The sequence below is a fragment of the Bifidobacterium sp. W8104 genome, from assembly GCF_016100735.1.
In the GTDB taxonomy this organism is placed as follows: Bacteria; Actinomycetota; Actinomycetes; order Actinomycetales; family Bifidobacteriaceae; genus Bombiscardovia; species Bombiscardovia choladohabitans.
Window position 1 is genome coordinate 1,482,712 of record NZ_JACFRW010000001.1, and the last position, 20,893, is coordinate 1,503,604.

18 protein-coding genes and 1 tRNA gene are annotated in these 20,893 nt (G+C 61.4%); 15 read left to right on the plus strand and 4 right to left on the minus strand.

Features of this window, described 5'->3' with window-relative positions; genetic code table 11:
• Positions 1 to 19: 19 nt before the first annotated feature.
• The 5 genes from tilS (at position 20) to H3U89_RS05810 (ending at position 5,542) form a co-directional block, all read left to right on the plus strand.
• A complete protein-coding gene (tilS, locus tag H3U89_RS05790; RefSeq protein WP_198180343.1) occupies positions 20 to 1,129 on the plus strand; it encodes a tRNA lysidine(34) synthetase TilS in 1,110 nt (369 codons plus the stop codon).
• Positions 1,116 to 1,718, plus strand: coding sequence for a hypoxanthine phosphoribosyltransferase (hpt, locus tag H3U89_RS05795; protein ID WP_024626706.1), 603 nt, complete (start codon positions 1,116 to 1,118; stop codon positions 1,716 to 1,718). The genes tilS and hpt overlap by 14 nt, the downstream gene beginning before the upstream one ends.
• A complete protein-coding gene (gene ftsH, locus H3U89_RS05800; protein WP_198180335.1) occupies positions 1,715 to 3,829 on the plus strand; it encodes an ATP-dependent zinc metalloprotease FtsH in 2,115 nt (704 codons plus the stop codon). The genes hpt and ftsH overlap by 4 nt, the downstream gene beginning before the upstream one ends.
• Before the next feature lie 79 nt (positions 3,830 to 3,908).
• Entirely contained in the window at positions 3,909 to 4,991 is a 1,083-nt protein-coding gene (locus H3U89_RS05805; RefSeq protein ID WP_198180333.1) for a dihydroneopterin aldolase, read from the plus strand.
• Positions 4,988 to 5,542 (plus strand): DUF3180 domain-containing protein, encoded by a 555-nt coding sequence (locus H3U89_RS05810; RefSeq protein WP_198180331.1) that lies wholly within the window; start codon positions 4,988 to 4,990, stop codon positions 5,540 to 5,542. Before H3U89_RS05805 ends, H3U89_RS05810 begins: the two co-directional genes overlap by 4 nt.
• A 101-nt stretch (positions 5,543 to 5,643) precedes the next feature.
• Here the strand turns inward: H3U89_RS05810 and H3U89_RS05815 are convergent, their stop codons facing one another.
• On the minus strand, positions 5,644 to 6,558 hold the full coding sequence (locus tag H3U89_RS05815) for an acyl-CoA thioesterase (protein ID WP_198180329.1): 915 nt from the start codon (positions 6,556 to 6,558) through the stop codon (positions 5,644 to 5,646).
• A 39-nt stretch (positions 6,559 to 6,597) separates the two neighbouring features.
• Positions 6,598 to 8,274 (minus strand): energy-dependent translational throttle protein EttA, encoded by a 1,677-nt coding sequence (gene ettA, locus H3U89_RS05820; protein ID WP_198177384.1) that lies wholly within the window; start codon positions 8,272 to 8,274, stop codon positions 6,598 to 6,600.
• A 304-nt stretch (positions 8,275 to 8,578) separates the two neighbouring features.
• Here ettA and H3U89_RS05825 point away from each other — a divergent pair, with 304 nt between their 5' ends.
• From H3U89_RS05825 to H3U89_RS05835, 3 genes are all read left to right on the plus strand, one after another.
• Complete coding sequence (locus tag H3U89_RS05825; RefSeq protein WP_045935647.1) at positions 8,579 to 9,205, plus strand: ECF transporter S component; 627 nt, start codon at positions 8,579 to 8,581, stop codon at positions 9,203 to 9,205.
• 79 nt (positions 9,206 to 9,284) lie between these two features.
• Positions 9,285 to 10,913, plus strand: coding sequence for a peptide ABC transporter substrate-binding protein (locus H3U89_RS05830; protein ID WP_198180327.1), 1,629 nt, complete (start codon positions 9,285 to 9,287; stop codon positions 10,911 to 10,913).
• Positions 10,914 to 10,983: 70 nt separating this feature from the next.
• Positions 10,984 to 11,057: transfer RNA gene (locus H3U89_RS05835), tRNA-Ile, on the plus strand.
• Between the two features lie 634 nt (positions 11,058 to 11,691).
• Here the strand turns inward: H3U89_RS05835 and H3U89_RS05840 are convergent.
• Positions 11,692 to 12,447 (minus strand): helix-turn-helix transcriptional regulator, encoded by a 756-nt coding sequence (locus H3U89_RS05840; protein WP_198180325.1) that lies wholly within the window; start codon positions 12,445 to 12,447, stop codon positions 11,692 to 11,694.
• A gap of 140 nt (positions 12,448 to 12,587) precedes the next feature.
• Here H3U89_RS05840 and H3U89_RS05845 point away from each other — a divergent pair, with 140 nt between their 5' ends.
• The gene (locus H3U89_RS05845; protein WP_198180323.1) at positions 12,588 to 13,799 is read left to right on the plus strand and encodes a MalY/PatB family protein; all 1,212 of its coding nucleotides are present in this window, start codon (positions 12,588 to 12,590) and stop codon (positions 13,797 to 13,799) included.
• A gap of 88 nt (positions 13,800 to 13,887) precedes the next feature.
• On the opposite strand, the gene H3U89_RS05850 is transcribed toward H3U89_RS05845, so the two are convergent.
• Positions 13,888 to 14,661, minus strand: a complete 774-nt coding sequence (locus H3U89_RS05850) for a (S)-acetoin forming diacetyl reductase (protein ID WP_198180321.1) — start codon at positions 14,659 to 14,661, stop codon at positions 13,888 to 13,890.
• Positions 14,662 to 14,868: 207 nt separating this feature from the next.
• Here H3U89_RS05850 and rpmE point away from each other — a divergent pair, with 207 nt between their 5' ends.
• From rpmE to guaB, 6 genes are all read left to right on the plus strand, one after another.
• Positions 14,869 to 15,081, plus strand: coding sequence for a 50S ribosomal protein L31 (rpmE, locus tag H3U89_RS05855; RefSeq protein WP_015022244.1), 213 nt, complete (start codon positions 14,869 to 14,871; stop codon positions 15,079 to 15,081).
• Positions 15,082 to 15,184: 103 nt separating this feature from the next.
• A complete protein-coding gene (gene prfA, locus H3U89_RS05860; protein ID WP_110413257.1) occupies positions 15,185 to 16,273 on the plus strand; it encodes a peptide chain release factor 1 in 1,089 nt (362 codons plus the stop codon).
• A 41-nt stretch (positions 16,274 to 16,314) separates the two neighbouring features.
• Complete coding sequence (gene prmC / locus H3U89_RS05865; protein WP_198180599.1) at positions 16,315 to 17,232, plus strand: peptide chain release factor N(5)-glutamine methyltransferase; 918 nt, start codon at positions 16,315 to 16,317, stop codon at positions 17,230 to 17,232.
• A gap of 64 nt (positions 17,233 to 17,296) precedes the next feature.
• Positions 17,297 to 17,944 carry an L-threonylcarbamoyladenylate synthase gene (locus tag H3U89_RS05870; protein WP_232345556.1) on the plus strand — a complete coding sequence of 216 codons (648 nt, stop codon included), beginning with the start codon at positions 17,297 to 17,299 and terminating at the stop codon, positions 17,942 to 17,944.
• Positions 17,941 to 19,131, plus strand: coding sequence for an MraY family glycosyltransferase (locus H3U89_RS05875; RefSeq protein ID WP_198180317.1), 1,191 nt, complete (start codon positions 17,941 to 17,943; stop codon positions 19,129 to 19,131). Before H3U89_RS05870 ends, H3U89_RS05875 begins: the two co-directional genes overlap by 4 nt.
• A 66-nt stretch (positions 19,132 to 19,197) precedes the next feature.
• Positions 19,198 to 20,745, plus strand: coding sequence for an IMP dehydrogenase (gene guaB, locus H3U89_RS05880; protein WP_029678705.1), 1,548 nt, complete (start codon positions 19,198 to 19,200; stop codon positions 20,743 to 20,745).
• The last annotated feature ends 148 nt before the right edge of the window (positions 20,746 to 20,893 follow it).

Genomic DNA, 20,893 nt, shown 5'->3' on the forward strand with positions numbered 1-20,893 from the left:
GTAGGAAGCGGCCTGGACCATGGTCTATTCGGCAGAGATGAAAAAGGCGGTGGGGCTCCTGCGTTCGACCCTGGACCGGGAGGGCCTAGGCTTGCAGGATAAGCGGTTCGCCCATCACGGGGTGCACCGGCCCGATCCGGATGCCCCACTGATTCTGGTGGCATGCTCGGGAGGGCGGGACTCCCTGGCCCTGGCCTGCGTGGCCCACCTGGTGGCCGATATGACCGGGTTGCGGTGTGGGGCCCTGCTAATCGATCATGGCCTGGTGCCGGATTCGGATCGGATCGCCGAACGTGCGGCTGGAACCTGCAGGGGGCTGGGATTGGATCCTGTCCGCGTCACCAGAGTGGATGTACCCGTTACTTCGGCCGGCCCTGAGGCTGACGCCCGTGCGGCCCGTTATCAGGCCCTCTCCGAGCAGGCCCTCAAGCTTGGCGCCAGGGTCGTCCTCCTGGCGCACACCCGTGACGATCAGGCTGAAACGGTGCTGATCGGCCTGATCCGCTCCCAGGGGCTGGAGGCCATCACCGGCATGGCCCGGCGTGTGGAACGCGGAGGAATGCGCTACCTGCGCCCATTCCTTGACCTGGACCGGAAGGACACCACGGCCATTTGCCGCCAGCAGGGGATTCAGTGGTGGGACGACCCCACCAACGGCGACGATCAGCCGGCCGGTTCCACGCTTCCCGAGACGCTGCCGTTGCGCTCGCGGATCCGCCACGACCTGCTGCCCGCCTTGAATCGCTTTGCTGGCCGGGACATGGTCCGCCGTCTGGCCCTGGGCGCGGATATGGCCCGTCTGGATCAGGATTATCTGGACACCCAGGTGGATGGGTTGTTCCAGCGGCTGGTCGCCCGCCCTGACTCGGACCAGAGAGCCGAGGGGGTGCTGGCCCGCCTGGACGCCCTCGGATTGGCCGACTGCCACCCGGCCCTGCGCACCCGCCTGCTGGCCCAGGTGCTGACCAGGCTGGGCATACGGTTCACGGCCGTGCAGGTCAGGGCCCTGGATGATTTGGTCTGCCGATGGCACGGTCAGCAAGGGCCACGCTTTCCCAGCTCCCATACAGCAATCCGTAAGGGTCAAGTCATTCTCATATGCAATGATGGAGACCATGCGCATCGCTGATATTCAATCCCATATCGACCATGAACTGGTGTCCAAGGAACGGATAGAAGAGCTGATCAACCGGACGGCCGAGCAGGTCAGCCGGGATTACCGGGGTAAGAACCCGATCATGCTGGCCGTGCTCAAGGGGGCTTTCAACACGCTCGCCGCCCTCTCACAGGCCGTCACCATACCGGTGCAGATCGAGTTCATGAGCATCTCCAGCTATCCGGCCGGCAAAACCAGCGTTTCCAAGGGGGACCTGGACATCAGGATGGATCTGGACTGCGATGTGCGCGGACGGCATATTCTGATCGTTGAGGATATTATCGATTCCGGCTACACCTTGCACTGGTTGGTTGAGCATCTCAAGGAGCGAGGAGCTGCATCGGTGGAGATTTTCACCCTGCTGGACAAGACCTCGCGGCACGAGGTCGAGGTGGATGTCAAGTATCCGGGGTTCGCCATACCCGACGAATTCGTTGTGGGCTTCGGGCTGGATTACGACGAGCAGTATCGTAATCTTGACTCGATAGCCGTACTCAGGTCCGAGGAATACATGGACCCGACCCAGGAACAGGATCATCAGGATCAGGGGGAGCAGTCATGAGCTACTCGCAGGGACCGCAGCAGGGTCCGCCCAATGGAGGCAGGGACAACGGGGACAAGGGCAACAACCCCTTCAACTTCAACCTTGGCAACAACGGCTCCGGCCCCAACGGGGGCAACCGCTCCTTCTGGCGTTCCCCCTGGCTCTGGGGGATTCTGGCCGTGGTCATCATCCTGTCAATCTTCGGCTTCTTCAGCAGCCAGAACGGCGCTCAGACCATCAATACCCAGGATGGCCTGGAGCTGCTGAACGACCGCAGCAGCATGGTCAAGAAGGCCGAGATCACCGAGAAGATGCAGGTCGTCGAGCTCAAGCTCAATAGCGACTTCGTCAAGGATGTACCCGGCTTCCGCGGCAACCGCACCTCCAAGAACTTCGGCAAGGATGTGCAGTTCTACTACGTGGAGGCCCAGGGGGAGCAGGTCGTCAAGGCCGTCGAAAAGGCCAAGCCCTCCGAGGGGTACAACTCGGTGGTGCCGCAGACCAGCATGATGAGCTACCTGATCTCCTCCATCCTGCCCATGCTGATCATTCTGGGGGTCTTCTGGTTCCTGCTCTCGCGCATGTCCTCGGCGGCCGGCGGCGGCATGTTCGGCATGGGGGGCAAAAAGAACTCCGCCAAGCTCAGTGACGGGCAGACCCCCAAGACCAAGTTCTCGGACGTGGCCGGCGAGGAGGCCGCAGTCCAGGAGGTGGAGGAGATCAAGGAGTTCCTCAAAGATCCCTCCAAGTACAAGGCCCTGGGCGCCCGCATACCCCGTGGCGTCCTGCTCTATGGTCCCCCCGGAACGGGCAAGACCCTGCTGGCCCGGGCCATCGCCGGTGAGGCCAGCGTGCCCTTCTACTCCATGGCAGGCTCCGACTTCGTCGAGATGTTCGTCGGTCTGGGCGCTTCCCGGGTGCGTGACCTGTTCGACGAGGCCAAGAAAAATGCGCCGGCCATCATTTTCATCGACGAGATCGATGCAGTGGGTGGCAAGCGCGGCTCCGGTATGAGTGGCGGTCACGATGAACGCGAGCAGACCCTGAACCAGCTGCTGGTCGAGATGGACGGCTTCGACAACGACACCAACCTGATCATCATTGCAGCCACCAATCGTCCGGACATTCTGGATCCGGCCCTGCTCAGGCCCGGCCGGTTCGACCGTCAGGTGGCCGTGGAGGCCCCAGACCTGGAAGGTCGCGAGGCCATCCTGAAGGTTCACGCCAAGGGCAAACCCTTCGTGCCGGATGTGGACCTGCACACTGTGGCCGTGCGCACGCCCGGCTTCACCGGCGCCGACCTGGCCAACGTGCTCAACGAGGCGGCCCTGCTGACCGCTCGCTCCGATGCCCAGCTGATCGACAACCGTGCCATCGACGAGGCCATCGACCGTGTGCTGAGCGGACCTCGGCGGCGGACCAAGGGCATGGCCCTGGCTGAGATGCGCAACACCGCCTACCACGAGGGCGGCCACGCCATGGTTGCTGCGGCCCTGCACCACACCGACCCGGTCACCAAGGTGACCATTCTGCCGCGTGGGCGGGCCCTGGGTTACACCGCGGTCATGCCTACCACAGACCGGTACTCGCAGTCCCGCAACGAGCTGCTGGACCAGATGGCCTACGCCATGGGTGGCCGGGTGGCGGAAGAGGTGGTCTTCCACGATCCGACCACCGGCGCCTCCAACGATATCGAGAAGGCCACCAGCATCGCCCGGCAGATGGTCCTGCAGTACGGCTTCTCATCCAAGCTGGGAGCCATCAAGTGGGCAGATGAGAACGACCAGGATGCCGGACTCGATGCCCTCAAGCCCCACAACTATTCGGAGAAGACCGCCGAGGCCATCGATGAGGAAGTCCACAATCTTATCGAGACGGCCCACCAAGAGGCCTGGCGGATCATCACCCAGAACCGTGACGTACTGGACGAGCTCGTTCGACAGCTGCTGGTCAAAGAGACCCTGAACAAGGACGAGTTGGCTGCGGTCTTCGCCGGCTTGCGCAAGGCTCCCGAACGTCGGCTCTGGCTGTCTGCACCGGATCGGCCGGACTCCGAGCAGCCTCCGGTGGAGATTCCTGAGGAGCTCAGGCGCAGCGTGAACGGGTCGTCCGCAACGGAACAGCACTGAATTCCGCATCGGCTCGGTGAAATACACGTTCCCGGGCCGTGCGGCAGTGAATGTTCCAAGGCGAGGAGGAGCGTACATCATGGATTCCATCCGTCTGAGTTCCATCAAGGTCGCACCCCTGCATGGCCAGCAGAAGCCAGGGTTCAGATACCAGGTCGATGCCGTCCTCTACCTGGATTTGAGTGAGGCAGGCAGGCTCAACGACGGCACTCAGACCGTGGACTATGTGCAGATTGTCCGTCGGATCGTCAACCTGATCCAGAACGAGCCGGCTGATGAGATTCTGGAATCCCTGACTGCCAAGGTGGCTGATGCCATCCTGCTCTCCCACCAGATTCGCCGCACACGGGTCACGGTCACCCGTCTGGGTGCTGACCAGGGAACAGGGGTCGATTTTCAGGTGGGCGTGACCCTTGAGCGTGCAGCCGACGATCAGGTGGAAGGCAACCCTGCCAGCATGGAATCCGGGCGGGTTAGCAGCGGCGGGAATGCTTCTTTAGGACATCCCTCCTTCCTGCTGTCTGGTCAGGCTGATTCTGGCCATGCGGCGCAGGCCCGGCTGCGTCACCCCGTAACCTCCTCCACGCAGAACGGTCTGTCCTCGGATCCGGAGAATGATACTGATGCGTCCAGTCGGCCGACTGCTGAGGGAGCCAAGCCACAGGGCCTTCTGATGCGTGATGTGATTGCGCTGGAGGGAGCATCGGGAACCGATCGGTTGACCATGCTCCGTGCTCTTGCAGCCCTTGATGGAATCCCTGGCAGTCAGCTGGTCGGCATCTCGCCCCTATATGCCTACCGGGATGATCAGGGGAATCAGCGTCTATCGGCTGTGGTTATTCTGCAGACGCCGCTGAATCTTGGTGAGCTGCGGTCGGCCCTGGACATGGTGGCCGCTCCTATCAGACAGATGGGCGGACTGGATGCCGATGTCGTTGAGGTGGAGACCTCGGACGGTTCGGTTCTGTCTTCCCGGGACCGCCCCCCTTTGCTGACCGCCGATGCTCCATCGCGCATTCTGATTCCCTGGGCCTATTTGGAGCCTGAACACTGCCTGCCTGGGGCTGGCGGATCCTGTCTGGCCAGCCTGGCCAACCGTGCACCTGACCGAGACCGAATCAGCCTGGTCTCGGAGGACTGGATTCTGGACGGTCTGTCATGAGGGCCCGCCGCACCCCGCTCGCGCACTATCTGGTCGCCCTGGTTCTGGGCCTGATGGGAGGCGCCGGCATCTCGGAACTGGGCATGTCAACCAGGACGGACCTCATGGGGGTTCCCTGGCTGGTCAGCGTATTGCTCTTTCTGCTGGGGTTGGCCATCCTGATCATGGCCTTCCAGGTGCATCGCTACGCCAAGGGGGACCGCAAGCAGATGGATTTGCGCTTCGCGGTCAACGTGCTGATCATGAGTAAGGCCTTGGGCATTGCCTGCGCCGCCCTGTTGGGCTGGTACGGCAGTCAGGCCCTGATCAGCATGGGCCATGCAGGCGCTCCCTATTACATGCGGGTCATGCAGGAGTGCCTGGTCGCATCACTGGTCTGTTTGATCGATGTGGTGGCGGGTGCCGTGGGGGAGTGGCTCTGTCAACTGCCCCCGGATGACGGACCTGAAAACCCCGACCGGCGCAAGTCCTCACAAAGACCCATGGCCGATGCGGCCGACACCGCTGACAGGGCGGAGACAAAGGCCGATTCCAGTGAAAGACATGGCTGATCGGCGTTCAAGGCCGTCGCTGAGAAATTCCTGAGTCCGGTCGGCTGCTGTAGACCAGGCTGCTGTCCCTTTGCTTGGGAAACGCGATGACCTGGTGCCGCTCAGTCTTTGGGCACCCTGATCATGGCCTCCTGAACCATGTAGGCGGCTAGGTCACCCTGGCGGTTATAGACCTTGGCCATGCACAGGTTGCGGCCGTGATCGGCTACAGGGGACTCCTGGATGAAGCAGTGCCAGTCGCAGGGGTCCAGATCCTGATACCACCACATGGCATGGTCGATGGAGGCGAAGGAGATCCCCGGGGTAGTCATGCTCAGCCCGGCACGGCGCAGGGCGGGCTCCATCATGATCTGATCGCATTCCATGGCCAGCAGGGCCCGGCGCATCAGCGGGTCCAGTTCGGCTCTTCCCTGGGTGCGGCTCCAAACGGCCTGGCGACTCCTGCTGTCATCCTTGGAATCCCCATGTTCTGCATCATCTGCATCGTCCAGCAGTACCGTGCCGCCGACATGACGCATATCGAAGGGACTCTGATGGGCGTAGTAGTCAGCAAAGGGGGACTTGTCGGCATAGGGTTCCATCAGCTCTCGGGAGCCAGGCAGGTCCTCCGGATCGGGCAGCCCGGTCGGCATGGGGTCGGCATAGCGGACGCCCTCCTGGCCGACCTGCTGATAGGAGAGCAGGGCGTTCAGGATGGTCCGTTCCCCCTGGTGCAGATCAACCCGTCTGGAGGAGAAGGAACGCCCGTCACGGATGGTCTCCACATCCGCCTGAACGTTCTGATCAAGCAGTCCAGTGCGCAGGTAATAGGCGTGCATCGAGTGGGGTAGTCGGCCTTCGGGCACGGTCCGCCCACCGGCCATGATGGCCTGGCCCAACATCTGGCCCCCGTAGAGGCGGCCGGTGGGGAAGTCCAGCGATTTGCCCAGGAAACGGGAACGGCCATCGGCAGACTGCTGCACCTGCAGGTTCAGCCCGGCGATGGCCTGGGCCAGTGATTCATCCTCGACGCTCATGCTTCTCCTTGGCCCTCGATCCCTTGTGATCTACTTTGTTCAGCGGGTCAGCTTGCGATGGATGCGGTGGGGCCTGGAGGCCTCCTCGCCCAGACGCTTGACCTTGTTCTCCTGGTAGGCCTGGAAGTTGCCTTCGAACCAGTACCAGGAGGCCGGATTTTCGTCCGTGCCCTCCCAGGCCAGGATATGGGTGGCGATACGGTCCAGGAACCAGCGGTCGTGGGAGATGACCACAGCGCAGCCGGGGAAGGCCAGAAGGGCATTCTCCAGACTTTCCAGGGTCTCCACGTCCAGATCGTTGGTGGGCTCGTCCAAGAGGAGGAGGTTGCCGCCCTGCTTGAGGGTGAGTGCCAGGTTCAGCCTGTTGCGCTCGCCTCCGGAAAGGACGCCGGCCGGCTTCTGCTGGTCCGAGCCCTTGAAGCCGAAGGATGCCACGTAGGCGCGGGTGGGCACCTCGACGCCGCCGACCTCGATGAAGTCCAGCCCTCCGGAGACCACCTCCCAGAGGTTCTTATCGGGGTCGATGCCCTCGCGGTTCTGATCCACGTAGGAGATCTTGACCGTGTCACCGACCTCCAGGGTGCCCGAGGTCAGGGGCTCCAGGCCCACAATGGTTTTGAAGAGCGTGGACTTGCCCACACCATTGGGTCCGATGACGCCCACAATGCCGTTTCGAGGCAGGGTGAAGCTCAGGTCGTCGATCAGAACGCGGTCGCCGAAGGCCTTGTGGATGTGCTCGGCCTCCAGCACCTTGGAGCCCAGGCGGGGTCCCGGCGGAATCTGGATCTCGGAAAAGTCCAGCTTCTTGTTGTTCCGAGCCTCGTTCTCCATCTGTTCGTAGCGCTCCAGGCGGGCCTTGTTCTTGGCCTGCCGGGCCTTGGGGGAGGAGCGGACCCATTCCAGTTCGTTGTTGAGACGCTTGGCCAGCTTGGCATCCTTCTGGCCCTGGACCTCAAGACGCTTGGCCTTGGTCTCCAGGTATGTGGAGTAGTTGCCCTGGTAGGGGTAGAGGTGGCCACGGTCCACCTCGCAGATCCATTCGGCCACGTTGTCCAGGAAGTACCGGTCGTGGGTCACGGCCAGGACCGCACCCTTGTAGGTGTGCAGGTACTGCTCCAGCCAGAGGATGGACTCGGCGTCCAGGTGGTTGGTGGGCTCGTCCAGGAGCAGCAGGTCGGGTGCCTCCAGCAGTAGACGGCATAGGGCCACCCGGCGGCGCTCGCCTCCCGAGATGACCGAGACCGGGGTGTCCGGGTCGGGGCACTGCAGGGCATCCATGGCCTGGTCAAGCTGGGAGTCAAGGTCCCAGCCATTGGCGGCATCGATCTGCTCCTGAAGCTGGCCCATCTCGGTCATCAGGGCATCGTAATCGGCATTGGGATCGGCCATCTGCTCGCCGATTTGGTTGAAGCGGTCGACCTTGCTCATGATGTCGCCGAAGGCCATGCGGATGTTCTCGCCCACGGTCTTGTCCTCGTCCAGCGGCGGCTCCTGCTGGAGGATGCCCACCGTATAGCCGGGGGTGAGCTGTGCCTCGCCGTTGCTGACCGTGTCCAGGCCGGCCATGATCCGCAGCAGGGTGGACTTGCCCATGCCGTTGGGGCCCACCACGCCGATCTTGGCGCCGGGCAGGAAACTCAGGGTCACATCGTCCAGGATGACGCGGTCGCCGAAGGACTTGCGCGCCTTGATCATCTGATAAATGAATTCGGCCAAGAAGCTACCTCACAGAACCATAGAAAGACAGTGCAAACTGCATTCATCGTAGTGGGAACTTCTGACTTATGCGCCGGGCTGATAAGCAAGGTCAGTCAGGCGGATGGCCGCCTATAAACAAGACCTATGACCAGACCCTGGTCCTGCCGCCTTGGTCGGGGTAGCCTTGAGTCGGCGTTCCCGCCCGGCATGCGCAGGTCAAGGAACGCCGGACGGGCCTTTGCCGGCTTGGGTGGGTTCCTTCCTATCGCTGTGCGCATGAGGAACGGACCGTCTGTTCTATGGCGGTCGTAAGGGAGTATCAATGACGGTGAAACAGCAACAGGGTCGGATTTCCGCATCTCATCGGTTGCGCTGGAGGCCGCTTGACATTGCGGTCGGCGCCGGCCTGGGCGCGGTGTCGGGGTTGATTTACTGGTTGGCCAGCCTGCTCGCCTCGTGGATATTCCCGCTGATGACGGCCCTTCTTCCCGGGGCGGCGGCCCTTTTGCATGGGGTCTTCTACTTTCCCTGTACCCTGTCCCTGTTGATACTGCGCAAGCCCGGCGCGGCCGTCTACGTCGGCATCATCAGCGTCCTGGTCGAGATTCTGCCTGGCAACGCCTATAACGTGCCGATGATTATGGTGGAGGCCATCGTCGAGGCCCTCTGCGCGGAACTGGCCTTCGGAATATTCCGCTACCGCCGCTGGACCCTGGGAACGACCGTTCTGGGGGGTATCCTGATAGCCTTGGTCTATAACGCTTTTCTCCTGGCCTTCTACTATCAGGGGGTCTCCCTCCTCAGCCCGAGGGGGATCATCGGCACCATCTGCGAGCTGATCAGTGGAGTGGTTCTTGCTGGACTGGTCAGCTGGTTCCTCTTCCGGGCCATCGGCAGCACCGGTGCCCTGGATCGGCTGGCATCCGGGCAGGATGTCAGGCAGGTCTGAATATCGGCATCCTCGCCCAATCGACTGATTGACTATATCTTTCGTGACAAGGCCCATACCGGGCAGGAAGGGTCCTATCATGACCAAGCTTCGTTCCTACATCGCAGCAGTGTTGCTTCCGCTCGTCCTGGCAGCGGGCGCCTGCGGCACCTCCCAGGCTTCCCAAGAAGACCGGATCGATCCACAGGCCGCCATCAGTGTCAACAATGCCGAGCCTACGGCTCCCCTGATTCCCTCCAGCACCAATGACACCGCAGGCTGGAAGGTGGTGACCCAGCTCTTCGATGGTTTGGTCACCTTCGATGCCAAGGGCGGGATGACCCTGCTTCAGGCCGACTCGATTACTCCCAATGAGGATGCCAGCCGGTACACGATTGTCCTCAAACCGGGACTCACCTTCAGCGATGGGGAGAAGATCACAGCCAAGACCTATGCGGATTCCTGGTCCTTCGCGGCGAATGCGGCCAATGGACAGCTGGGGGCCTCGGCGTTTTCGACCATCGCCGGGTACGAGCAGGTGCAGGATGAGCATGGCGACCCCAAGGCTTCTCTGTCTGGTCTCCGGGTGGTTGACGACCTGACCCTGGAGGTGACCATGGACAAGCCGGATTCCTCCTTCCCCTACAAGGTGGGAGATGTGGCCTTCCTGCCGCTGCCGGCATCCGCCTACAAGGACATCAAGGCCTTCGGCAAGAAGCCGATCGGGAACGGGCCCTACCGCTTCAAATCATGGGTGCCCAATCAGGGGATCAAGCTGGAGAAGGATCCTGCATACAAGGGACCTCGCAAGGCTCGGAACGGAAGCCTGGAGTTCAGGGACTACCAGAGCCTCGATGCCGCCTATGCCGATATCCAAGCCGGTCACCTGGATGTGCTCGATACGGTTCCGGTCTCCCGCCTGAAAACCTTCCACACCGATTCGGGCCTGCAGCCTTTGATTAAGCCGGGTCCGGCCTTCCGCTCCCTGACCATCCCGCAAGGCCTGCAACATTTCCAGGGGCAGGAAGGCGCCCTTCGCCGGGCGGCCCTGTCATATGCCCTGGATCGTGCGAAAATAGCAGACAAGGTCTTCGCTGGTTCGGTTACGCCTGCCACTGATTTCCTTGCCCCGACCATCGGGGGGCATGCCTCCGACATCAAAGGCCGGGAGGTACTGAACCACGATCCGGACCAGGCCCGTAAACTTTGGAAGCAGGCTGACGCCATCTCTCCCTGGGAGGGCACGCTTCGCATCGCTTACAGCGCCGACGGGGCAGACAAGGACTGGGTTGATGCGGTTCTACATGAGTACGCCCAGGTTCTAGGCATCAAGACGGCACCGAATATCTTCCCGACGGGCAAGGAATTCAATACGGCGGTTCACAACCGTCAGGTCAACAGTATTTTCAATTCGGGCATCACCTCGGACTATCCCCACCCCGAAGGCTACCTGGTTCAGGGGTATGCCTCCAGCCAGGCCGATGGCAAGGGACTGAACAATGGGGACTACAAGAGCGCGGAATATGATGCCATCCTTTCCCGTGCCGCCTCCAAGACCGACCAGGACGAAGCCATGCAGGATTACCGCCAGGCCGAGGCCGTGCTCTTCAAGGATCTTCCGGTGCTGCCGCTCTGGTACAGGAAGGTCTCGGCAGTGGCCGGCAAGCAGGTTCGCCAGGCTCCTTTCGGATACATGGGTCTGCCTGTCTACAATCAGGTCACCAAGTAGGTCCGACGACCCGGACCTGGCTGATGACGAGTCGTTTTGATACCATGACTCTGGCCGGTACGATCGGCGCGGGGCCTTAGCTCAGTCGGTTAGAGCAAACGACTCATAATCGTTCGGTCCAGGGTTCAAGCCCCTGAGGCCCCACACAAGCAAGCCTCGGAACCCTGAAAGTTCCGGGGCTTTATTGATAGATTGAATCGGGGAGACCAAGATGTCTCATCTCAAAGTCAATTGGGTAACTTAGCCCGATGCTGGTTCACGTCTTCAATGACTGCCAGTGGGCTTGTCAGGGTTTTGTGCCCCGAACTTTCTTGATAGTCTTAGTAGAAGGACAGCCCCGGCTATTGTCGGGGCCATCCTCTCGCCGCCTAGCTCTAGCATCCATGATTCACCGATGCAATATGTATGGCTTCACATGTAAGCCGGGGGAAAAGAGCTAGGCGCGTTTTTTATGTCGGATCACAGGACACCTTCGGTGTATATCCACTTTTCGGTGCCCCAAGCGTGCATACGTAGACAGCCATAAGATCTGCGCATGTCGCAATAATCCGGAAGCGTTTCCGCAGAAGCGCTAAGTATGAGAATTTATCAGGGAAAAGAATACGGGACGAGCTCGAGTCGGAGCCGTCGGCATATGCCGGGAAACTATACGCATGTACATCTCCTCTGAGACTGAAAATAATTCAGCCCCTGTAGGTCCATCGTGTATACGTCCCCCGTATATCTGTTTTCAATCATACACCCTGGAGGGGGTGTGTCAAAGCTGAGCAGGGCGAGCCTAGGTGCTCTGATCAGGGCCTACAGCGGCATTGCGTATCGTATGCAAATAGCGGTAGACGCTGGGGGAGGAGATCCCTAGAGCCCGGGCAACCGTGTCCACTGAGCCCTTGACCAGAAAGACCCCTGACCTATCCAGTCGTGTAATAAGCTGCATTCGCTCCTGCAGGTTCATCCTTGCCGGAGAAATACCAAGCTCTGTGGCGAACTTGGCGATATTATGCGTAACCACTTCGTCTGCGTTGACGGAGAGGACTTCATGGATCGATTGGTCGGTTCCGGTCTCGGCCTCCGGTTCTTCTGGCGTGGCCTCATTGTCTTTCATTTCGGCAGTGGGATCGGCCAGTCCCAGAGCGTCCAGATAAGCGCTTGCCCGCCTGAGCTCTTGGCTGGCCTGTCGAAAGGCGGAATTGTCAAAATTGATGCAGAGAAAGCCGATCACCCGGCCTCTGGAATTCCGCACGAACAGGGTGGAGGAGACCACGGGATGCCCCTGAATGGTGTAGCCAGCGTAATGGGTCAGATAGTTGTGCTGGTCGTATTCGTGGTTTTGCCAGATGTGCCGGACCAGGTCGGTGGCGGGGCTGCCTATGGTGCGTCCGCTCAAATTGCCGTTGGCGATGGCAACCACCGAATGCGAGAAATCCTTGACGTTCTGAAGCACCACTTCCGTCTTGGGTCCGAGGATTTTACCCAGGAAGTCCACTAGCGGGACGAAAAGCTGCAGAGAAGATGAAACGGGCTTTGATGCTTTCATTCTGTCACCCCATCCACTGACTAAAGCCAGATAGTAGCATCGCTGCTTTCGTATTGGACGCAGACACTCGGACGGAGCCCACGGCTGTAGACTGGCGGAAGGTCGCTGCGAGCGCATCTGCACGGGATGAGAGGTTGACTATGACATACGATTTCACCAGCATCATGGATAGGCACGGTAAGGACGCAATCGCGGTTGACGGCCTGGGCGCCGAGCCTGGATTCGCCCCCGACCCTCCCAAGGAGGGCTTCGATGTCATCCCCATGTGGGTGGCCGATATGAATTTCCCCACGGTGCCGACCATACCCGAGGCCATCATCGAGCGTGCCAAGCATCCGGCCTTCGGCTATTTCAATCCCACTGACGAGTACTACGATGCCATCATCAACTGGCAGCGCACCCGCAATGGTGTGGAGGGCCTGACGGCCGGGGACATCGGCTATGAGAACGGGGTCCTGGGCGGGGTTGTCTCGACTTTGACTGCCTTCGCGGCTCCCGGCGACGCGGTTTTGCTCCACAGCCCGACCTACGTCGGCTTCACCTCCTGCATCGAGAACAATGGCTACCACATCGTGCACAGCCCCTTGAAGAAGGACGAGCAGGGCGTCTGGCGCATGGACTTCGAGGACATGGACCGCAAGCTCAAGGAGAACAACATCCATGTGGCGGTCTTCTGCAGCCCGCACAACCCCTGCGGCCGTGTCTGGGAGAAGTGGGAGATCGAGAAGGCCATGGAAGTATATAAGGAGAACGACTGCGTGGTCATCTCCGACGAGATCTGGTCGGATCTGATCCTGTCGGGCCACAGGCACATCCCCACCCAATCGGTCAGCGAGGATGCCCGCAACAGGACGGCTGCCTTCTATGCACCCAGCAAGACCTTCAACCTGGCCGGGCTGGTCGGCTCCTACCACATCATCTACAACAAGTATCTGCGCGACAGGATTGTGGCCAAGGGGTCCAAGGCCCACTACAACGACATGAACGTGCTGTCCATGCATGCCCTGATCGGGGCCTACAAGCCCCAAGGCCAGGAGTGGGTGGATGAACTCCGGCAGGTTTTGACCGGGAATGTGGACTACGCCTACGATTACATCCGGCAGCATTTCGAGGGAGTCGAGCTTTCCAAGCCCCAGGGCACCTACATGCTCTTCCTTGATTGCACGCAGTGGTGCAAGGACCATGATCTGGGCCTGGACCAGCTGCTCAAGCGTGCCTGGGATGTGGGTGTGGCCGTCCAGGACGGGCGGCAGTTCAAGGCTCCCTGCGCCATCCGCATGAACCTGGCTCTGCCTTTGAGCCGTGTCCAGGAGGCCATGGACCGTCTGGACAAGTACGTCTTCAACGCCTGAACAATCCCTGAACGATCGTGGACCCTCGCTGTCGGACAGAGCCGATCGGCGAGGGTCCATCATATGCGGGCGAATCCGTGCTAAAAACTCACTGGAACTGCATGCCGCCGTCCACAATCAGGGTCTGGCCGGTGATGTAGTCAGAGTCGTGCCCAGCCAGGAAGGCTACGGCATTGGCCACATCCTCGGGCTCGGAAAGCCGCCCCAGGGCGATGCCGTCCGAGAAGGTGGACATGCCCCACTCGTCATCCTTGCCGGCGTTGGCCCCGACCTGATGTGCGATGTCCATCATCATGGGCGTCTTGACGATGCCGGGGGCGTAGGCGTTGGCGGTGATGCTCTCCTTGGCCAGATCGCGTGCAGCCACCTGGGTCAGGCCGCGGATGGCGAACTTGGTGGAGGAATAGAGCATCAAATTGGGATTGCCCACCACCCCTGCCTGGCTGGTGGCGTTGATGATCTTGCCCCCGTGGCCCCGATCACGGAAGGCCTGGACGGCGGCCTGCATGCCCCAGATGGTTCCTGCGACGTTGACGTGGTAGACCTTGTCGAACAGCTCCGGGGTGATGGAATCGATGGGGGTGGTCGGTCCCAGGCCGGCGTTGTTGACGATCACATTGAAGTCGCCCAGTTTGGTGGCAGTCTTCTCTACCGCCGAGCGCACCTGGACACGGTCGGTCACGTCCAGGGTGACGGCCATGGCCTGTCCGCCTGATTGCTTGATGGAGTCGGCCACTGTCTGGGCCTTGTCTGTATTCATGTCCGCTACGGCCACGGCGAACCCGTCCTTGGCCAGACGGCGGGCTATGGCCTCGCCGATCCCCTGAGCCGCCCCTGTAACGAACGCCACTTCCTGCTGCATTGCTGCCCTCCTTTGTCGCCTCGCCGGGCCGGTCGGCCCGACTGTTCGATTCTAAAGGACGCTCGACCAGCCACCTTGGTTGATTGATTCGGCGTGTGGCGCAAGGGTGCCGTATTCTCTCCGGGTTGCGCTAGACTATTACGCGGTTGCCGGTTCACGTCCGCCACAGGGGCGGTCGACCCGGGGCCCTTGAATCTAGGAGTAACCATGAAGCAGGGAATTCATCCCGATTATCATCCCGTTGAGGTCACGTGCTCGTGCGGCAATACCTTCATCACCCGTTCGACCGCTCCCGGCGATCATATGACGGTTGATGTCTGCTCGCACTGCCACCCCTTCTACACCGGCAAGCAGAAGATTCTGGACACCGGTGGTCGCGTGGCTCGGTTCGAAGCCCGTTACGGCAAGAGGACCAAGTAGCACTTCCAACGCCAGTCCCTTCCGGGTCGCTCTGCTATGCCCGGTGGGGACTGGCGTTTTTTATGACTTGAACCATGCGGATGAGCGGACGGGAAGGGTGTAGATGAGCGAGGAGCAGTTTCCGGCGGCGGTGGCTGCCGTCGAGGAGTACGGTCGCCTGGAAAAGCAGATGAGTCAGCCCGAAACGGCTTCAGATCCGGCGCAGATCCGCAAGCTGGGCCGCAGACATGCTGAGCTCGCTCCCATCGTTGAAGCCTATAAGGCCTATCAAAGCGCCTTGGAGGACAGCCAGGCGGCCGAACAGATGGCACGGGAGGATCCTGACTTCGCGCAAGAGGCCAAGGCCGTGGCTGACCGGATACCGGACCTGGAGCAGACCCTGCGTACCGCGCTTATCCCGCGCGACCCAGATGATGGCCGCGACACGATCATGGAGATCAAGGCCGGCAGTGGCGGCGAGGAGGCGGCCCTCTTCGCTGGCGATCTGATGCGCATGTATGTGCGTTATGCCGAAAAACGTGGTTGGACCACCGAGATCATGAGTGAGAACCGCACTCAGCTGGGCGGGGTCAAGGATGCTCAGCTGGCCATTCGCGCTCGCGGCCAGGTGGCACCGGCCGACGGTGTCTGGGCTTCCCTTAAGTACGAGGGTGGTGTCCATCGGGTCCAACGCATTCCCGTCACCGAGTCCCAGGGCCGCATTCAAACTTCAGCTGCCGGAGTCATCGTCTTTCCAGAGGCCGACGAGGACGACGACGAGATCGAGATCGACCCCAAGGACCTCAAGGTCGACATCTTCATGAGCTCCGGCCCGGGAGGACAGTCCGTCAATACCACATACTCCGCTGTGCGCATGACCCACATTCCCACCGGCATCGTGGTCTCCATGCAGGATGAGAAATCCCAGATACAGAATCGTCAGGCTGCCCTGCGGGTGCTCAAGTCGCGTCTGCTGGCCATGAAGCACGAGGAGGAGGCCGCCCAGGCCGCCGACATGCGTCATTCCCAGGTCCGTTCCCTGGACCGGTCCGAGCGCATCAGGACCTACAACTTCCCCGAGAGCAGGATTGTGGACCACCGCACCGGCTACAAGGCCTACAACTTGGAACAGGTGCTGGATGGCGACCTGCAAGCCGTCATCGACTCCGATATCCAGGCCGATGAGGCCCGCAGAATGGCTTCACAGGGGTGAATCAGCAGGAGCATGGGACCAGTCTGGCCGAGCTGGTTGACATGGGTCATCACTTGCTGGCCCAGGCCGGTGTGCCTACTCCGCTCAATGACGCCAGGCTGCTGCTTGCCGATGCCCTTGGGTGCGATCTGCATCAGCTGGATCAGGCTCTGCTCTTGGACCGGACAGCTGAGGAACTGTTGACGAATGAAGGTGGTCGCAGACAGGCTGGTGGCTTTCAGTCGGCGGCCCTGGAACGTTATCGGTCCCATCTGCAGAGGCGAACCGGACGCGAACCCTTGCAGTACATTCTTGGCCATGCCTACTTCCGTTATTTGGATCTCCGCCTGGGGCCGGGGGTCTTTATTCCCCGTCCTGAGACCGAAACGGTGGTCCAGGCGGGAGTGGACGCCTTGACCGGAGTGAATCATCCGCTGGCTGTGGACCTGTGCTCAGGCAGCGGGGCCATCGGCCTGTCCTTGGCCACCGAGGTTCCAGGAGCGCGGGTCAGGGCCGTGGAGGTAGACGAGCAGGCGTATCGGTGGGGCGCCTTGAATGCCGCCGCTCAGGAGGCTGCCATCCGGAAGGTTGGATCCGATTATCAGCTGATGCTGGCCGATGCCGCAAATGCCACCACCCTGTCTGATCTGGATGGCCGGGTGGATCTGGTCATCAGCAACCCTCCCTACGTTCCCATGGATGCGATTCCCAGCCAGCCTGAGGTGCGTGACTGGGATCCGGACCTGGCCCTCTATGGCGGTTCGCCTGACGGGTGTCTCTTGCCCTGCCGCATTCTGGACAGGGCCATGGTGCTGCTGGCTCCCGGCGGTCTGCTGGTCATGGAACATGATGCCTCCCAGGGGCCGGCCATGGTTGCTGCTGCACTGGAGCGGGGGTATGTTCGGGCACGTACTCATCAGGATCTGGCTGGCCGCGACCGCTATCTGACGGCCTGGCGGCCTGCCATGGTCCTGGGATAGATTGGTAGCTGGTCGCATGAACATGTCGAGCCGAAAGGTCGTGATGTAGGGTATGAGCCGGGTGATGACCTATGACAGTCGCTCGCCGCAATTGCTGGCCCAGGTGGTGGTTGCCGGAGGATTGGCAGTCATTCCTACCGACACGGTCTATGGCATCGTCTGTGATCCATGCAATGATGCGGCCATCGATAGGCTCTTCCAGGCCAAGCATCGTCCCAGGACCAAGTCCATCCAGGTGCTGCTGGAGGGGGTCGAGGCCATGGACCGGCTGGATCTTAGCCTGCCTGCGCCTCTGGATCGCCTGGCCGACGCCCTGTTGCCGGGTCCCTTTTCGCCTATAGCCCTTGTGGGGAGGTCCTGCCCCCTGCGCACCCCTCGGATGGAGCCCGATGGTCCCACCCAGGCCGTCAGAGTTCCTGACTCGCCCATCTGTCGGGCGCTCCTGCAGGTGACCGGGCCTTTGGCCGCTTCCAGCGCCAACCGATCGGGCAATCCCAGCGTGGAGACCGTCCAACAGGCCAGAGCCGAACTGGGTGACAGCGTCGACCTTTACCTGGACGGGGGGGCGACCCCGGGTTCAGTGGCCAGCACGGTGGTGGAAGCCGACAAGACTGATCCTGACGGAATACATGTGCTGCGGCAGGGTGTAATCGGCGAGGCCCGGGTCCGTGCCCTTCTGTCTAGCCGCTCCAGCGGAGGGGAGGGTCAGTGAGGGTATACCTGTTCATCGCTGCCATCGCTGGCGGGGCCACCTGGCTGGTCATGCCCATGGTCCGTCATCTCGCCATCCGGGTTGGTGCAGTAGGTGTGGTCCGCGCTCGCGACGTACATAAGGTGCCCACCCCTCGGATGGGTGGTCTGGGCATGCTGATCGGTTTTGCCGTGGCCATGTGCTTCGCCTCCCGCATTCCTTTTATTACAGGTCTTTTCCAGTCCGGCCATCAGGCCTGGGTCATCCTGGCCGGGGCCGTGGCCATCTGCCTGCTGGGCATAGCCGACGACCTCTGGGACCTGGATTGGATGCTCAAGCTGGCCGGCCAGCTGCTGATTTCGGTCTTCGTCTCCTGGGGTGGTATCCAGATCATCTCCCTGCCGCTGGGATCCCTTGTGGCGGCCTCGCCCAGCCTGTCCATGGCCATCACAGCGTTTTTGATCGTGGCCTCCATCAACGCGGTCAACTTTGTGGACGGACTGGACGGCCTGGCTGCAGGCATCGTGGCTATCGGGGGCATCGCCTTCGCCATCTACTCCTATATCATCGCCCGCATCTCACCCGACTACGCCTCCCTGGCCACTTTGATTGACGTGGCCATGGTGGGCATTTGCGTGGGATTCCTCCTGCACAACTGGCATCCGGCGAAGCTCTTCATGGGCGACTCAGGGTCCATGCTGCTGGGCTACCTGATCACCTGCGCATCCATTGTGGTCACCGGCCGATTGGATCCGGCCACTATTCATGCCAGTATCTATCTGCCGGCCTTCATGCCCATTCTTCTGCCCATCCTGGTGCTTTTCCTGCCTGTTCTGGACATGTGCCTGGCCATCGTCCGGCGGCTCAGCCACGGGCAGTCACCCATGCACCCCGACCGCATGCACCTACACCACCGAATGCTGCGCATAGGCCACACGGTTCGTTCCGCTGTCCTTATTCTCTGGGGCTGGGCCGCCTTGATCGCCTTCGGCTCGCTCTTTATTCTTTTCTTCCGTCTGAGATATGTCTTGATTGGTCTGGCTCTGGCCGCCGTACTGCTGACCTTCGCCACCCTCTACCCCTACTACCGCCGTCGTCTTCCCGAAATCAGACGCGAGAACGCCCTTCTCGCCGCCCAGGGCTCGCAGCACGCTGCCAGACCGCCTTGGCATCGCAGGAGCCGCCACGATAACAATGAGGACAGCTGATTCGCTGGATGAAACAGTACGGACACGATACTCTTAACGGTCAAGAAGCACTTGTAGCATGGTGCTATGGCTATGGAAAACCCACAAAGCGAACCCTCCTCCTACACTCAACTGCCCGACGCCTTCCAGAAAATCGGTCTGGCCTATGACGACGTCCTTCTGCTGCCCAACGAATCCGATGTCATCCCCTCCGAGGTAGACACCACCACCCGGCTTACTCGGAACATCACCATGAAGTCCCCGGTTCTTTCGGCCGCCATGGACACGGTCACCGAGGCCACCATGGCTGTGGCCATGGCCCGTAACGGCGGCATCGGCGTCCTCCACCGCAATCTCAGCATCGAAGATCAGGCCAATCAGGTCGACATCGTCAAGCGCTCCGAGTCCGGCATGATCTCCGACCCCCTGACCGTCACCCCGGATGCCACGCTGACCGACCTGGACAAGCTCTGCTCCACCTACAAGGTCTCCGGTCTGCCTGTGGTGGATCGTCGGCAGCGGCTGGTGGGCATCATCACCAACCGTGACATGCGCTTCGTCAATCCCGCCGACTTCGACCGGCTCAAGGTCAGCGACATCATGACCAAGGATCACCTGATCACCGGTCCGTCCAACATCACCAAGGAGGATGCCCACCAGCTTCTGGCCAAGTACAAGGTGGAGAAGCTTCCCCTGGTCGATGACGAGGGCAAGCTGACCGGGCTGATCACCGTCAAGGACTTCGTCAAGACCGAGCAGTACCCCGAAGCCACCAAGGATGAGCGCGGCCGTCTGCGCGTGGCCGCCGCCGTCGGATTCTTCGGTGACGCCTGGCAGCGCATCACCGCCCTGGCCGATGCCGGGGTAGACATTTTGGTAGTGGACACCGCCCATGGCCATGCCAAGCTCATGCTGGACATGATTCGCAGGATCAAGGCTGATCACGCCTTCGACCATGTGGATGTGATCGGCGGCAACGTGGCCACCCGCGAGGGTGCCCAGGCGCTGATCGATGCCGGCGTTGACGCGGTCAAGGTCGGCGTGGGCCCCGGCTCCATCTGCACCACCCGCGTGGTGGCTGGCGTGGGCGTGCCCCAGCTGACCGCCGTCTACGATGCCGCCCTGGCCTGCCGCCCTGCCGGTATTCCTCTGGTGGCCGACGGTGGAATTCATTACTCGGGTGACATAGCCAAGGCCATCGTGGCCGGAGCCGATTCGGTCATGCTGGGCGGTCTGCTGGCGGGTACTGAGGAGGCCCCTGGTGAGAAGGTCCTCCTGCACGGCAAGCAGTACAAGGTCTATCGGGGCATGGGCTCGCTTGGTGCCATGGCTCCGCGCGGCAAGAAGAGCTACTCCAAGGATCGCTACTTCCAAGCCGACGTGACCAGTTCCGACAAGGTGGTGCCCGAGGGCGTCGAGGGCGAGGTGCCCTACCGCGGTCCGCTCAATTACGTGCTCTACGAGCTGGTCGGCGGCCTGCACCAGACCATGTTCTACACCGGTGCCCGCACCATCCCCGAGCTGCAGCGCAAGGGCCGGTTCATTCGGATCACCGATGCCGGTCTGCGTGAATCGCATCCCCATGACATCGTCATGACCAAGGAGGCCCCCAACTACTCAGGCTTCCACAACTGAGCCCTACATAGGCAGGTGATCGGCGCAGGATCTCATCCGGACCTGCGCCGATTGCATATCTCATGTCAGTTACGGTCCGGTCGGCCGGGCTGAGGACCCCTCCGCCGGTCACGTGCTGGCGGTATCTTGTAATGTTCCGTCCAAGGCG